The following is a 13,756-nucleotide window of genomic DNA, read 5'->3' as shown; positions in this document are numbered from 1 at the left end:
ACAAGGCGTTAAAACTTGAAGTGGAGGCCGATGTTGATGTTGTCATTTCGGTTCTCGCCGTTGTTGTTCGCAGGGTCATTGGTTGCTGCATCGTCAGCGTACTCTGCGACTTCTAAATAGGTAGAGAGCTGTTCACTAAAGGCATAGTTAAGGCTCGCTAGATAAAGCGTTTGGCTATCTTTTTGGGAATCGTCGAAAGCTTTGTGCTGAGCCCCGAGTTTGAATGTCAGCTTATCTAGAGAGTATTTGCCTGAGATACCATATACAGTACTGTCGCCTTGGGGATCGTCGTGATTGAGCTCAACAAGGCCACCGAGGTAGAAGTTCTCCCAAGTGTAAGAAGACGACAGAGCGTAACGCACGTAGTCATCGGTTTGGTTCCCAGGTAACTGTTTCTTATCGACTTGGGAACGATTCAGCACCAGATCAAAGTTATCGGTCACATACAGTAAGCGCAGACCAAAAATATCGATGTCTTCGCCATTGCTATTGTCAGGGCTGATGACCGCGACTTTTGCGTACAGACCGTTCCATTTGGGTGTCATATAGGCGAGCTGATTGTTGCCAGATTTTGCCTGACGAAATAGAGCCGCATTGCTTGAACGGTGCATATTGTTACTGTCAAAAATGTCTACGCGAGAGTAGAGATCTTTATAGGTGCCTGTGGTACCGTTTCCGAAGTAGATACCGCCGAAGTCCTTAGTTACTAGCACCAAGTTTGCTTCGCTAACACGCATATCGAAGCCTTGCTCCTCCTTAACCTTTTGTGTTAAATCTTCAGAATATTCAGCCTCTAGGTTGTAAAGAACACGCAATAGGCCAGCGTCGTGTTTGCCTTTTATGCCCGCACTCGCGCGATGAATTTCTGACTGATAATCTTGTCCTGCTTCCCAGCGTACTTGCCCTAAAATGTCGCCATAAAAGTTGGGTGCTTCAAAGGTTGTTGCCGCGACAGGCGTTGTACAAAAAGCGATTGTGGACAATAGCAAAGAATGTTTTAACTGCATGAATAGACCTACTCTAAAGTGGTAGTTATGAAAAGTTGTGTCGAATTATATCGAGTTGTTTTTTTGGCAATACGCGAGTAGGAAATCGCAGTAATTCAGAAACTGAATAGCAGAGGTGAGATCAAATAAAGCGTTGATATTTTTTTAGTTACAGTGATGAAGGAAGAAAATTTACATTTTAGTGAGTAATATCGTAGAGAGACGACTAGGAGCTAAGCATGGATATCGAAGCGGTTAAAATGTTCTCTGTTTTGGCGAAAAAGCTGAACTACACCGAAACAGCAAAAGCACTCGATGTAAGCCAACCGACACTAAGCAGAAAAATTAAAGCATTAGAAGAAAGCCTAAATGTTACTTTGGTTCATAGGAGAGGAAGTAGCATTAGTCTTACGCCACAAGGTGAAGTGTTTTTCGAGTCCGCTGGCCAAATTCTCGATCTTATCGACCACACTGTAGAAAAGCTTCATGTCGAACGCAAAGGTATTAACGGCCTACTGCGTATAGGCTGTTTACACCCGATGGCGAGGTTTTTAACCAAGAGCTTCTTACCGGATTTCCATGAAAAGTATCCAAACATCCACATTCACTTTCATACATTGACGCCAAACACCTTGAGCTTATTTGAAGATGTAGATCTGATGATTGCCCCGTTTTTACCGAACGATGAGTCCGTTGTCTGCCGAAAAGCCTCTCGATTTACACGATGTTGCTATGCCTCGCCAAAGTACATTCAAAAACGTGGTGAACCCAAATATGTTCATGATTTAGAGCTACACCAATGTATTACTCATACCAATACGCCAGGCTCAGAACGATATTGGAACCTAACGAATAAACATGGTGATAAACGACAGATTGAAGTCACAGGAGACATGACGACGAACTCAATCGATATCGCAATTAACTTGGCGCAAGAGGGGTTCGGTATCGGCTTAATTCCTGATAATCAAGTGCGTGAACAAGTGCGTTGTGGGGAGCTTATAAAGCTGTTCAATGGCGAATGGTTTGAAGAGGGCATACTCTATGTTTTATACAAACAGAGCTTACACACACCGAAACGCTACAAGGTGTTTATTGAAGAGTTTGAAGAATTCCATAAGAAATGGCATTTACAAAATTGAATCTAAGAGGGGCAAGGTACATTTAAGATTTTGCCTAATCTAGCGTTTCAAGCCATCCTCCCAAATCACCGTCATTCCCTTGAAAAAGGGAATCCATTCAGCAAGTTGCAAAGCTAATTTACGTGATTCGTCTAAGTTTTTACTCTTCTCGATAGGCAATGTAATCGAAACTGTACTGGTGCACTCGGAAGTAATGGATAGTGTATTCAAATACTTGACCTTCAGTCAGTTCGCCAACGGAATCAACACGAATAACGGCTTCTCCACTCTTCATGTTTAACTCTTTAGCGATGGAACCCTGAACAATTTCAGGTTTCATTGATTGGCGTGACAGTTTGATCTTCAAGTTTTTGGTCTTTTCGATGTAATCATATTTTGAACTGCGCATTGCCTTAATGCTGAGATCTGGAAAAAGAGCAACTGGTAAATACGTATGCTCTAACACCTCGGGTTCATCATCTATCAATCTTAAGCGACGAATTGAGTATACCTCTTCACCGACTTCCAGATTTAACTTTTCTGCGACGGGCTGTGTGCAATCGAGCAGCTCAAAGGTAATGATCTTGGAGCTTGGCGTTTTTCCTTGCGCTGAAACCTCTTCGACAAAGCCAGTAAGTTGTAAAACGTTGTGTTGTGCTTTTGGCGCTTTGACATAAGTGCCACTGCCTCGCTGCCGATACAACAGATCATTCTCAACCAACAGTTGCATCGCTTTGCGAATAGTCACTCGACTTACATCGAACGTTGTTTGCAATTGACTTTCAGTAGGAAGAATCGAACCGACAGGCAGTTCACCGCTTTTTATCTGTTCACGCAGGGTATCAGCTATTTGTAAGTATCTCGGCTTGTTCATTTGCTCTCCTTATCAATAGCTGATAATAACCGATAGTGTGATCAATAGTACATTTAAAATACTTTAACGCCAGTTTTCTGTGATCTATTTAATCTTGATGCAATAAAGTATCTCAAAAGGATTGTTGAAAGTAATACTTTTAAGATACATTTGTCCCATCAAGTGACTTAGTAGGACATTAAAAGTGAAAAGACAGAACTTAACCGTTGTTGGCGCGGGTAGTACTTATACTCTGGGTATGATGAACAGCTTAATTGCTGAAAAAGAGACGTTCCCGCTGAAACGAGTGGTGTTTTATGACATTGATGCCAAACGCCAAGAGTCCAATGCGAAAGCGACAGAAATTCTATTCCGTGAGCACTATCCAGAAGTGGAAGAGTTTATCTATACCACTGATAAAGAGGTGGCTTTCTCAAATTCAGATTTCTTCTTTATTCAGATCCGTACTGGTGGTCTAGAGGCGAGAGAGCGTGATGAACAAATCCCATTAGCACACGGTTGTGTGGGGCAAGAGACATGTGGTGCTGGTGGTATGGCTTATGGTTTGCGCTCAATCGGTGACATGATTGCGCTAATCAATGAAATACGTGCATATTCTAAAGATGCTTGGATTCTAAACTACACCAACCCGGCGGCCATTGTGGCAGAAGCGCTGAATCGTGAATTTGCAGACGACAAGCGCATTTTAAATATCTGTGATATGCCAGCTGCCATCATGGTTAGCTATGCGAATTTACTCGGTTGTGAGTTTTGGGATTTGGTACCAGAGTATTTCGGTCTAAATCACTATGGCTGGTTCACCAAAATTAAAAACAAGCAAGGCCAAGATTTAACTGATGAGATTAAAAACATAATCTTAAACAAAGGGATAAGTGCAATTGACCCGGAAATTGCGGATGACCCATCTTGGCAGGCAACGTTTAAAAATATGCAAACCATGCTTCAAGATAACCCAGAGTTCTTGCCAAATACTTATCTTCAATACTACCTATATCCGGAAAAAATGGTGGCAAAAGAAGATGTGAATAATACTCGTGCTCGTCAGGTGATCAACGGACGTGAAAAGCGTGTATTTGAGCTCAATGAGAGAATTATTGCGGCAAACACAACTCAGAATGAAACGCTACATGCGGATATCCATGGTCGTTATATGGTTCGAGTTGCCGCTTCATTGGCTTACAACATGGGCGACACCTACTTAGTCATCGTTCCAAACAACGGTACGATTGCGAACTTGCAAGATGATGCGATGGTTGAAGTTCCTTGTGCGCTGACTAGCGATGGTCCAAAAGCGTTCTCTGTTGGTCATATTCCTACTTTCCAAAAAGCGATGATTGAAAGCCAGTTAGGTTATGAAAAACTGGTTGTTGATGCTTGGTATGAGGGGAATAAACAAAAACTCATCAATGCATTAACCCTTAACCGTACTGTAATCAATATTCCTAAAGCTAAAGCAATCGTTGAAGAGCTGCTCGCTGAAAATAAGAACTACCTACCACAATTTTTCCAATAATTTAAACATGAGTTGAGCAGACAATGAGTGCTGCTCACCCTTTTTTGAGGTTACTATGAAAGATATGATACAGAGGTTTGGGGCAGCGATGTTTGTCCCCGTACTCCTTTTCCCTGCTGCTGGTATGCTGCTTGGTTTTACCGTGATGCTATTAAACCAAGATCTCTTTCCGTGGGCAGTACCGGGCTCTACTTGGCACAGTGTTTCTACCATCTTGTTGCAAGCATCGTTAGCCGTATTTAAGAATATGTCGCTGATTTTTGCGGTTGGTTTGCCTATCGCTCTGGCGAAAACAGCTTCAGGCCGAGCTGTATTAGCAACGCTGGTTTCCTACATCACCTTTAACTATGTCATTGGTGGGATTCTTCAGTTCTGGGGTGCGGATCTCGGTGTTAACTATGTTGCTGGTGAGCGTGGTCTGACAGAAATAGGTGGCATTCTAACCCTAGATACAAACCTTCTTGGTGCGATTGTGATTGCAAGTGTGTCGGTATGGGTTCACAACAAATACTTTGACCGCAAATTACCTGATTGGGCGTCAGTATTTAATGGCTCGCCACTGGTGGTGATCATTAGTTTCCCACTTATGGTTGCGCTAGCGATTGTCACTTGTTTTGTTTGGCCTTCGATTCAAGAAGGGATTAACGGCCTACAAACGTTCTTAGTTAATGCGGGTTCATTCGGTGTATGGGTATTTACTCTTCTTGAACGTTTATTGATCCCAACAGGTTTGCACCACTTTGTTTATGGTCCAGTTTTTTATGGCCCAGTTGCTGTTGATGGCGGTACGGTTGCTTACTGGATTCAACATATTCAAGAGTTTGCCGCAAGTAGCGCACCACTGACTGAGCAGTTCCCACAAGGCGGCTTAATGCTAACCGGTATGGGTAAAGTGTTTGGTTGTACGGGTATCGCATTGGCACTTTATTCAACAGCGAAACCAGAAAAGAAAAAGATGGTATTGGGTTTGGTGTTAGGTGCTGCGATTACCGCGATACTAACGGGTATTACTGAGCCGATTGAATTTACATTCTTATTTATTGCTCCAGCTCTGTTTGCACTGCACGCCGTGTTATCAGCAACCATGGCGACGATCGCTTACATGCTTGGCGTATCAGGTAACTTCCAGACTGGCCTTATCGACTTTGTATTCCAGAACTGGTTGCCATTAGGTTCAAACCATATGGGTACTTACTTGTTGCAAATTGCTTTAGGCCTTACATTTACTGCAATTTACTTCTTTAGCTTCCGAGCGATCATTCTAAAGTACAACATTATGACTCCAGGACGCGATGATGCTGAAGTGAAATTGGTTTCAAAGAATGAGTACCGTGCATCGAAAAAAGGCTCAGCAACTCAAGATGCTCAAGCCAGTGCTTTCATTGAAGGGCTAGGTGGTAAGGAGAACATTGAATTACTGACTAACTGTGCGACTCGATTGAGAGTTAAAGTTAAGAATTCCGATTTGGTTCAGCCAACGTCATTCTTCCAACAGCAAGGTGCAGTGAACGTAGTTCGCAATAAGGAAAGTTTCCAGATTATTGTTGGTCTTACTGTTCCTCAAGTAAGAGAAGAGATGAGCCAGATGATTCAGGTCTAGTCTCACTCGTTAAAGGTAGCGCATTAAATGTGCTACCTTTTCAGTTTGTTACAAGTTTATTGAGCGCACTGTAACTCGAACAAGATTGGTAGAAGCGCTATTGATCGCTTGAAAGTGACGCCTACGGTCAAACAATATTGTTTGACCGTAGACGTCGTTTTGTATTGACGGTTAACCAGCAGAGCCATTTCGTGTCTGCTCAATCGCGGTCATCAATTTCTCAGAAATCACGGCTTTTTTGTTGGTGTTAAAATCAAACATCACAATGGTTGCGGTGCCGGTTGTGGTGACCTTGCCAAGTTTGTGACTGACAATTTGGTACTCCATTGTGAACCTGTCTTCTTTGAGGTCAGTGATACGAGAGCCGACGAGTAGCGTATCGGGGTAAGTCACCGGTAGCTTATAGCGGCAATAGGTATCTCCAAGTACAGGGCCGATGTTTGTGACCGCCATATCTTCCATCAGGCTAATGTGGCGAAAGTAATCCAGACGAGCGGTTTCAAAGTAGCGAAAATAAACGGCGTTATTGACATGATTTAATGCGTCCATTTCTCCCCAAGCAACGGGGATTTCGGTAATGACCGGGAAGCCTTCCAACAATGATTCCATGTTCTAATTATCCTTTTTGAATGGGGCTTTTACTCTATTGGGTATTTAACAAGTTTGCAACAACCCCGATGTGGTACATCACTCAAGATGACGAACCCGGCTGAGTATTAGGCAAGCCGAAGCGAAGATTTGCAACGCGAAGCACAGTAGGAATACGAATTGGCTCCCCCATGCCGCCACTAGATAACCCGATGCAGCGAGTCCGAATGGCATCAGTAGTTTAAACAGTGAGCCAGTAATTCCCGCAACGCGTCCTAAATATTGTTCGCAGAATGCTTCTTGTCGATAGCTCCAAATACAGATGCTGCTATAGAGCCCCACAGCGGAAACCCAAAGGAAAGCTGCGGCCAGTGTCCATACATTGGGAGCAATCATTGGGATAACAAACCCCAGTGATTCTAAGGCAATAGAAGCAATGAGCAGCCAGCCCAGCCCAATTTTTTTGCGTACTTTATCCGCACTGAATGCGCCGATCAAGCCCCCTAAACCTGAGGCTGCGACGAGATAACTCACTTCGACAGAGTTGAGTTCTAGCTCCGCTTTGGCGTAGTAAATAGCTTGTATCCAGAACACCGCCCCCGTGGTGTTGATCACCATGACAGCAAGCGTTATCAGGACCATATTGCGATCGGCCACAAACGCACACCAGCCTTGCTTTAGCGCACTCAACGTGTTGGTTTTGGGTGGGACCTGAGTGGGATTGAGTGTCAGTTGATTGAGCTGCCAATAGGCGACGAGTAACATCAAAGCCACCCCCAGAAATACGCTATGGACGGCAGAAAGCAGTAGCAGAGCACCAGATAAGATGGGACCGACGGTTTCCATCACACTATTGAGGACGCTCATTCTCGCGGTTGCGGTGTTTTGTGCTTCAGGTGGTAGCGCGTTTTTGAGCATAGTGATCCGTGCTAAATGGTAACCGTAGTTGAAAGCCATCATCAAAAACGCACATGGGAACAGCACCCACAATGGGTTGCTCATCATTTCAACGGCGGTGTAAGAACAAAGTACCACCATCACTTGACCGATCAGCATGGTCTGCGACCAACGTTTTTTGTCGATGCGGTCTACCCAGACACCCAAAAACAGAGCCAAAAGCAAATTGGGCAAAAATTCCACGCCTCGGATCACCCCCATGACCTGTGAGGATTGCGTTAAATCATAGACAAGCAAAGGCAAGGCCAGATTATAAATTTGGCCACTAAGTGCAACAAAAAAAGCGCTGGAAAACAGAATAACAAATGGCCGATTTTTCCATATCGATGCTTGAGGCTCAATGAGTGTCGTCATGCCTAATTCCTTATAATTTATAGATAAAATGGTGGGTTGAGTTTGTTGTCTTCTCGCTCTATTATCGAAATTAAAAGGCGAACAAAAATAGAAAAGTGAAAAGGAGATTTCACCTTTATGCGGTATTGGAATGCGCTAGTGTTTTGTCGTGACAGGCTGGTGTTGGGGGAGTGGCAAACTATTTCGCTCGATGACGTGAGCCAGCATTTAGAGTGTACTCGACGTAATGCACAGCTATTGATCAAGCGTTTGGTCAAAGAACAAGTCATTGAGTGGCAATCTGGCGTTGGCCGAGGCAATTTACCTAAAGCCAAGCTGCTTTGCTCACTCAGTGAGCGGTTAAAAGGTTACGCGCACCGACTATTGGAGCAGGAGCAAGTAGAGGCGGCGGTATCCTTGGTTCCGGAGTCCGAGCGAGAGCTGTTCTTAAAAACGTACCTTTCACGCTACCAATCTACTCAGCAAGCAAAAGACATACTGCAAGTCCCGTTCTATCGAGCAACACATGCACTAGATCCTATTACGATCAATAGGCGTACCGAGCTTCATATAGCGTCGTACCTGTATGCGTCGCTACTCAAATATGATGCCAGTTCAGGCGAGTTTATTGGCGATTTAGCCCATCACTGGCAAAGGGACGATGATGGGGTAACCGTCATACTTCGCAAAGGGCTCACATTTCATGATGGTAGCGCACTTACCGCAGCGAGCATCAAGGCCCATTTTGAGCGCCTAATCCACAAGGCAACGAATCACCGAGCTATGTTTCAGTTTATTGACGAGGTGAAAGTCGAAACGCCACTCAAACTGAAGTTCGTCAGCCATCGTTTGCCGCACTTAGTGCCTAAATTATTAGCCCACAGTGCGATGGGGGTGACTAAGTTTGACCAAGGTCGAGTGATTGGCAGTGGTGCGTTTGTTCTTGCTGAGCAAACGCAGTGGCGCACCTTATTGCTGGTCAACACAGACTACCATGGTCATCGCCCGTGGATCGACGGGGTCGAAATTTGGAACCTTGGCGAAAACGCGAAAGAAATAGCGCTTAATTGCGATTTTGTGCATAGCCGTCACATGGCAGAGAAAGCCAATACGCCATTGGAGTCGCATCAACAATGGGAAAGAGGCTGTGTGCATGCAATGTTGAACCCAGCTCGTCATCCTTGGATGAAACGTAAGCGTCATCGTCGAGTGCTCCAACAGTTGTTGCTGGCGATGGGGCAGCCAAAAAGTGCGCAAGTAGAGACGCTGGCCCGTGCCAGCGGCATGATGTCGCAGCCTGAGTGCATTCAAGAAAGCGATTTGACCTCACTAAAGTCCGCTTTGGCTTCTTTGCCTGAGCCGGGGGACGAGCTAAGGATTGTGACCTATCAACTTTTTACCCACGTAAATACCGTCAGGCTCATTGAAATGTCGCTAAAGCGCTTGGGGATCCCTTGTCGGACGACGGTGTTGGAGTTTCCAGTTTTTAACAGTGTCGAAACGCTTCGTGAGGCCGACATTATTGTGACTGGTGAGGTGTTTACCGAAGACATCGAAATGTCGTGGTTAGGCTGGTTACTTGGCACTGCATCCAATGAGGCGTGCTTTAGTGATGAGCGTAAAGCGTGGTTGTTGGAGCAAACGGTCAAGACCATGAATAGGCCCGATCTCAAGCGTAAACTTCAGGGGTTTGAAGCAATTGAGAGTAAGCTCATCAAGGAAGGGATTTACCAGCCGCTCTACCATGTGGAGCAAGAGATGAATGTCTCGAAGAAGGTCAGTGCACCGGAGCTACTGGCCAATGGCTGGATCGATTTCAATCGGGTAGTGTTGAATGTGTAATACAGCGCTATTTAAGTGGCAACTTGCTTAAACACTTACGACACAAACAGGTTGCCGACTTTTCCAAACTTGAGGTATCTCGCTTTTCTATCTCGAAGCACCAGCAAGATGATTTTCCAGCGGAAATGTCGCAATAGGCAGGCTCGCCACACTGTTGGCATTGGTGCGTGGACTGCTCGCCGGAGAGTTGTTCGACTTTGTCCTGACGTTGTTCGTTATCCATAAAGCGCCATTCGGACAATTCGTCCATGGTGCGATGGCATCCGCTACAGATCCCACCTTCATTTTTACAGGCAGCGCGGCAGGGAGTGACGATAACGACTTCTTGGGACATGAGGAGCAATCTCGTTTTGACTTAGTAAAAAATAAGGCTCCCATTATTCATTAGGGAGCCTTACATATCCAGTATTAGTCAGCGCTAACGGCTTACTTTACTTTCCAGTTAACAGTTTCGCCGCCGCGGATTGGCACAACAATGTCGCTACCAAATGGCATGGTTTCTGGCACGTTCCACTCGTCTTTCTCAAGGGTGATGGTGTCCGTGTTGCGAGGTAGGCCGTAGAAGTCTGGACCGTTGTGGCTTGCAAAACCTTCTAGGTTCTCAAGCTTGCCTTCTTGCTCGAATACTTCAGCATAAAGCTCTACTGCAGCGTGTGCTGTGTATGAACCCGCACAGCCACAAGCGGCTTCTTTTTTGCCTTTTGCGTGTGGCGCAGAGTCAGTACCAAGGAAGAATTTCTTGCTGCCACTGGTTGCCGCTTCGATAAGCGCTTGCTGGTGGGTACCACGCTTAAGGATTGGTAGGCAGTAGAAGTGTGGCTTGATGCCGCCAACCAGCATGTGGTTGCGGTTGTAAAGAAGGTGGTGAGCCGTGATAGTCGCTGCAACGTTGTCGTTAGCGTTTTTCACAAAGTTTGCAGCATCTGCTGTCGTGATGTGCTCTAGAACAATCTTAAGGTTCGGGAAATCATTCACGATAGGAGCTAGAACAGTGTCTAGGAACTCTTTCTCACGGTCGAAGATGTCAACTTCGTGAGTGGTTACTTCACCGTGAACAAGCAGTAGCATGCCCACTTCTTCCATCGCTTCTAGTACGTGGTAGATGTTCTTTGCCGACGTTACGCCAGAATCTGAGTTTGTGGTTGCACCTGCTGGGTACAGTTTTGCTGCTACAACTGCGCCAGACTCTTTCGCTTTGCGGATTTCATCTGGTGTGGTGTTGTCTGTTAGGTACAGTGCCATTAGCGGCTCAAACTGCTCAGAAGGCTGCTCAGCCATAATGCGCGCTTTGTAGGCCAGCGCCATTTCTGTGTCTGTGACAGGTGGGATAGTGTTTGGCATGATCAGTGCACGACCGTTGTAGCGGCTGATATCGCGAACAGTATCTTTAAGAACGTCGCCGTCACGAAGGTGTACGTGCCAGTCGTCAGGACGAGTAATAGTCAATGTAGTCATTTGGGCTCCCACCAAGTTAGATTCTTCTTGAAACGGAGCCTAAACGGTGGCGAAAAATGTGAATGCAATCGCTTACGTTTAGGCGACAGGATGATAGAGGAAAACGAGTAAGATTTCACTATGTTTCTGGGACTAAGGGAAAAAAGACGTTACCATTGAGCACAAAATAAGGAAGACAACAATAAAAGGGCTCAGTCGTGTCAAAATCTCCTCTGCTTTCCCAAATCAATATCTACCCCGTTAAATCCGTTGGTGGCATTTCTCTTTCTTCTTCTTGGGTCGAAAAACAAGGCTTGTGCTTTGACCGCCGATTCATGGTCGCGCTTTCTGATGGTGCTATGGTGACAGCACGCAAATACCCAAATATGGTGAAGGTGTCATCAAGCCTGCTGCCGACAGGGATCATTTTTACTTATCCAGGTATGGCGCCATTAAAACTTGAATACAGCAGTTTCAAGTTACAAGAGACACCAGCAACGGTTTGGAAAGACAACTTTGCCGCTTACACCACAACGGATGAAGCGGATGATTGGTTTAGTCAGGTGCTGGATCAGCGCGTAGAGTTATTGTTTACCGGTGAGCAGTCGAATCGTGTGCGCGAAAAGCTGGGTCACAATGTGAGTTTTGCCGATGGTTATCCGCTGCTGATCATCAGTCAGGGCTCTTTGGATGAGCTTAATCGTCGCAGTAGTGAAGTCCACTCGATGGAACAGTTTCGAACTAACCTAGTCGTTGGTTCGGATGAGCCATTTATCGAGGACTCGTGGAAGCGTATTAAAATTGGTGAAGTCGAGTTTGAAGCGGTAAAACCTTGTGAGCGCTGCATTTTGACGACGGTTGATGTGGAAAAAGGAGCGTTCCGTGAAAGCAAAGAGCCGCTAAAGACCTTTTCCCGTTTTCGTGCCAATGAAAGGGGCGGGGTATTCTTCGGTCAAAACTTGGTGGCCAAGAACGAAGGTATGATCCGTGCTGGCGATGAAATTGAAGTGCTGGAGTATAAGGAAAAAGAGTTCTACCAAGATCTTGATGCTCAAAAGCAAGCGTTCGTCTGCGTAGAGCGTGAACAAGTGGCGCGCAACTTTGAAACCTTTTGGCTAGAGCCGCAAAAAGGCGCAATGCCAGAGTATAAAGCCGGGCAGCACCTTCCTATTGACCTGGATATCGAAGGTCAGGTCATCAAGCGTTTATACACTTTGTCCTCCAGCCCATCTCGTCCAGGGCGACTGGCTATTTCGGTCAAACGTATTGATGGCGGTAGCGTATCGAATTGGTTATTTGAACACTTCCAAGTGGGGGATACCTTAATCGCCGACCTGCCAAATGGTAGCTTCCACATGGCGAACAAAGAACATGAACCTCTGCTGTTACTCTCGGCAGGCAGTGGTGTGACGCCAATGATGTCAATGCTTCGTGATCTCTCAGATAGAGGAGAAGTGAATGACGTGGTGTTTTTCCACCAGTGTTCAACTTTGGACGATATCCCGTTTAAGCAGGAGTTACAGTCTCTTGAAGCAAAGCATGACAATTTGACGGTCATGATTTCATTGACGCAACCAAGTGACGAATGGGATGGTTTAAAAGGGCGCTTTAGTTTGTCGCACCTAAAACAAATTTCAGCTCTAACGGCAAGACAAGTGTTCGTGTGTGGCCCAGATGGCTTTATGCAAAAGGCGAAAAACCTGATGCTGAAAAAAGGACTGGCGGAAGATCATTATCACCAAGAGGCGTTTGGTGTTGCCACCTCGACGGAAGATAGCGTCAAGACAGTGCAAATCAGTATTGATGGCAATGTGTTTGAGGGTAATAACCAGAAAACCTTATTGGATCAAGCGGAAGATGCAGGACAGTCGATAGCGCATAGCTGCCGTGCGGGTTTTTGCGGTGCATGTAAGGTGACGGTTGAATCGGGTTTGGTTCATCAGCCTGATGTGCCAGCGATTCAGGAGTCGGAGATTGCGGAAGGTAAGGTGTTGGCTTGCTGCGCGGTACCAAGAACCGATGTGGAAATCGTAAGTTAATGATGATTATGGGTGCCAGTGTCCAACTGGCACCGGCTTTGATTTACATGCTTATTTTGAAGCACTCACTATACGTTGATGCAACGAGTCTTTTAAAACGGCTCTATCATGTTTTAGCTGATGCATCTCGGTATCTTCGATGGGTGAACCGTTGAGTTCTAACACACGAATTTCTTTATCCAGAGCATTGTAGTTTTTAGTGTCTGTCGCAAAGCCTTGATCGCTTCGCGTGAGCGCTAAAATGGTATCTTGATGTTCTGGAAATTCCTTAAGAAGAGAGTGATCTTCGCCTAACATAGCAACCCCTTTTTATTCGATGAACAATAGTTTTAGCTTGGGCATGTGCACAAGTGGATTGATGCGCGCGAAGGCGTGTTATCACCTGTGCACTTATAACAATGGCACAAGTTGAAGGTGATTAAAAGTTGACCGCTGGCAAGATTTGAATTCAGCGAAGTAAATCACAAGC

Annotated in this window: 12 protein-coding genes; 5 read left to right on the top strand and 7 right to left on the bottom strand. The window is 45.5% G+C overall.

The features are described 5' to 3' along the window. Positions 1-8 precede the first annotated feature (8 nt). Positions 9-1,007 (bottom strand): porin, encoded by a 999-nt coding sequence (locus AAA946_RS21030; RefSeq protein ID WP_338166704.1) that lies wholly within the window; start codon positions 1,005-1,007, stop codon positions 9-11. 218 nt (positions 1,008-1,225) lie between these two features. Here AAA946_RS21030 and AAA946_RS21025 point away from each other — a divergent pair, with 218 nt between their 5' ends. Further along, entirely contained in the window at positions 1,226-2,128 is a 903-nt protein-coding gene (locus AAA946_RS21025) for a LysR family transcriptional regulator (protein ID WP_338166703.1), read from the top strand. 139 nt (positions 2,129-2,267) lie between these two features. On the opposite strand, the gene AAA946_RS21020 is transcribed toward AAA946_RS21025, so the two are convergent. Beyond that, positions 2,268-2,981, bottom strand: coding sequence for a GntR family transcriptional regulator (locus tag AAA946_RS21020; RefSeq protein WP_338166702.1), 714 nt, complete (start codon positions 2,979-2,981; stop codon positions 2,268-2,270). A gap of 184 nt (positions 2,982-3,165) precedes the next feature. Between AAA946_RS21020 and AAA946_RS21015 the strand changes: the two genes are divergently transcribed. Both AAA946_RS21015 and AAA946_RS21010 read left to right on the top strand, forming a co-directional pair. Then, positions 3,166-4,494 (top strand): 6-phospho-alpha-glucosidase, encoded by a 1,329-nt coding sequence (locus AAA946_RS21015; RefSeq protein ID WP_338166701.1) that lies wholly within the window; start codon positions 3,166-3,168, stop codon positions 4,492-4,494. Between the two features lie 55 nt (positions 4,495-4,549). Continuing rightward, positions 4,550-6,094: an alpha-glucoside-specific PTS transporter subunit IIBC gene (locus tag AAA946_RS21010; RefSeq protein WP_338166700.1), complete on the top strand. Its 1,545-nt coding sequence runs from the start codon at positions 4,550-4,552 to the stop codon at positions 6,092-6,094. Positions 6,095-6,265: 171 nt separating this feature from the next. Here the strand turns inward: AAA946_RS21010 and AAA946_RS21005 are convergent, their stop codons facing one another. Both AAA946_RS21005 and AAA946_RS21000 read right to left on the bottom strand, forming a co-directional pair. Beyond that, on the bottom strand, positions 6,266-6,703 hold the full coding sequence (locus AAA946_RS21005) for an acyl-CoA thioesterase (RefSeq protein ID WP_338166699.1): 438 nt from the start codon (positions 6,701-6,703) through the stop codon (positions 6,266-6,268). 78 nt (positions 6,704-6,781) lie between these two features. After that, complete coding sequence (locus tag AAA946_RS21000; protein WP_338166698.1) at positions 6,782-7,993, bottom strand: MFS transporter; 1,212 nt, start codon at positions 7,991-7,993, stop codon at positions 6,782-6,784. 117 nt (positions 7,994-8,110) lie between these two features. Between AAA946_RS21000 and AAA946_RS20995 the strand changes: the two genes are divergently transcribed. Beyond that, positions 8,111-9,814 (top strand): ABC transporter substrate-binding protein, encoded by a 1,704-nt coding sequence (locus tag AAA946_RS20995; protein WP_338166697.1) that lies wholly within the window; start codon positions 8,111-8,113, stop codon positions 9,812-9,814. Positions 9,815-9,821: 7 nt separating this feature from the next. Here the strand turns inward: AAA946_RS20995 and AAA946_RS20990 are convergent, their stop codons facing one another. Continuing rightward, positions 9,822-10,130, bottom strand: a complete 309-nt coding sequence (locus AAA946_RS20990; protein ID WP_338167215.1) for a DUF1289 domain-containing protein — start codon at positions 10,128-10,130, stop codon at positions 9,822-9,824. A 110-nt stretch (positions 10,131-10,240) separates the two neighbouring features. Beyond that, positions 10,241-11,269: a dihydroorotase gene (gene pyrC / locus AAA946_RS20985; RefSeq protein ID WP_338166696.1), complete on the bottom strand. Its 1,029-nt coding sequence runs from the start codon at positions 11,267-11,269 to the stop codon at positions 10,241-10,243. A gap of 197 nt (positions 11,270-11,466) precedes the next feature. Between pyrC and AAA946_RS20980 the strand changes: the two genes are divergently transcribed. Further along, the gene (locus AAA946_RS20980; protein ID WP_338166695.1) at positions 11,467-13,287 is read left to right on the top strand and encodes a hybrid-cluster NAD(P)-dependent oxidoreductase; all 1,821 of its coding nucleotides are present in this window, start codon (positions 11,467-11,469) and stop codon (positions 13,285-13,287) included. 51 nt (positions 13,288-13,338) lie between these two features. On the opposite strand, the gene AAA946_RS20975 is transcribed toward AAA946_RS20980, so the two are convergent. Beyond that, a complete protein-coding gene (locus tag AAA946_RS20975; protein ID WP_338166694.1) occupies positions 13,339-13,584 on the bottom strand; it encodes a YdcH family protein in 246 nt (81 codons plus the stop codon). Between the last annotated feature and the right edge of the window lie 172 nt (positions 13,585-13,756).

The organism is Vibrio sp. 10N (assembly GCF_036245475.1).
GTDB lineage: Bacteria > Pseudomonadota > Gammaproteobacteria > Enterobacterales > Vibrionaceae > Vibrio.
Note: the sequence above shows the minus strand (reverse complement) of the source record. Positions and strands in the feature narration are given on the sequence as shown.

What these genes read in the sequence shown, in the direction of transcription:
- AAA946_RS21030 (WP_338166704.1), bottom strand. Translation starts at nt 1,007, where the DNA reads ATGCAGTTAAAACATTCTTTGCTATTGTCCACAATCGCTTTTTGTACA.
- AAA946_RS21025 (WP_338166703.1), top strand. Translation starts at nt 1,226, where the DNA reads ATGGATATCGAAGCGGTTAAAATGTTCTCTGTTTTGGCGAAAAAGCTG.
- AAA946_RS21020 (WP_338166702.1), bottom strand. Translation starts at nt 2,981, where the DNA reads ATGAACAAGCCGAGATACTTACAAATAGCTGATACCCTGCGTGAACAG.
- AAA946_RS21010 (WP_338166700.1), top strand. Translation starts at nt 4,550, where the DNA reads ATGAAAGATATGATACAGAGGTTTGGGGCAGCGATGTTTGTCCCCGTA.
- AAA946_RS21005 (WP_338166699.1), bottom strand. Translation starts at nt 6,703, where the DNA reads ATGGAATCATTGTTGGAAGGCTTCCCGGTCATTACCGAAATCCCCGTT.
- AAA946_RS21000 (WP_338166698.1), bottom strand. Translation starts at nt 7,993, where the DNA reads ATGACGACACTCATTGAGCCTCAAGCATCGATATGGAAAAATCGGCCA.
- AAA946_RS20995 (WP_338166697.1), top strand. Translation starts at nt 8,111, where the DNA reads ATGCGGTATTGGAATGCGCTAGTGTTTTGTCGTGACAGGCTGGTGTTG.
- pyrC (WP_338166696.1), bottom strand. Translation starts at nt 11,269, where the DNA reads ATGACTACATTGACTATTACTCGTCCTGACGACTGGCACGTACACCTT.
- AAA946_RS20975 (WP_338166694.1), bottom strand. Translation starts at nt 13,584, where the DNA reads ATGTTAGGCGAAGATCACTCTCTTCTTAAGGAATTTCCAGAACATCAA.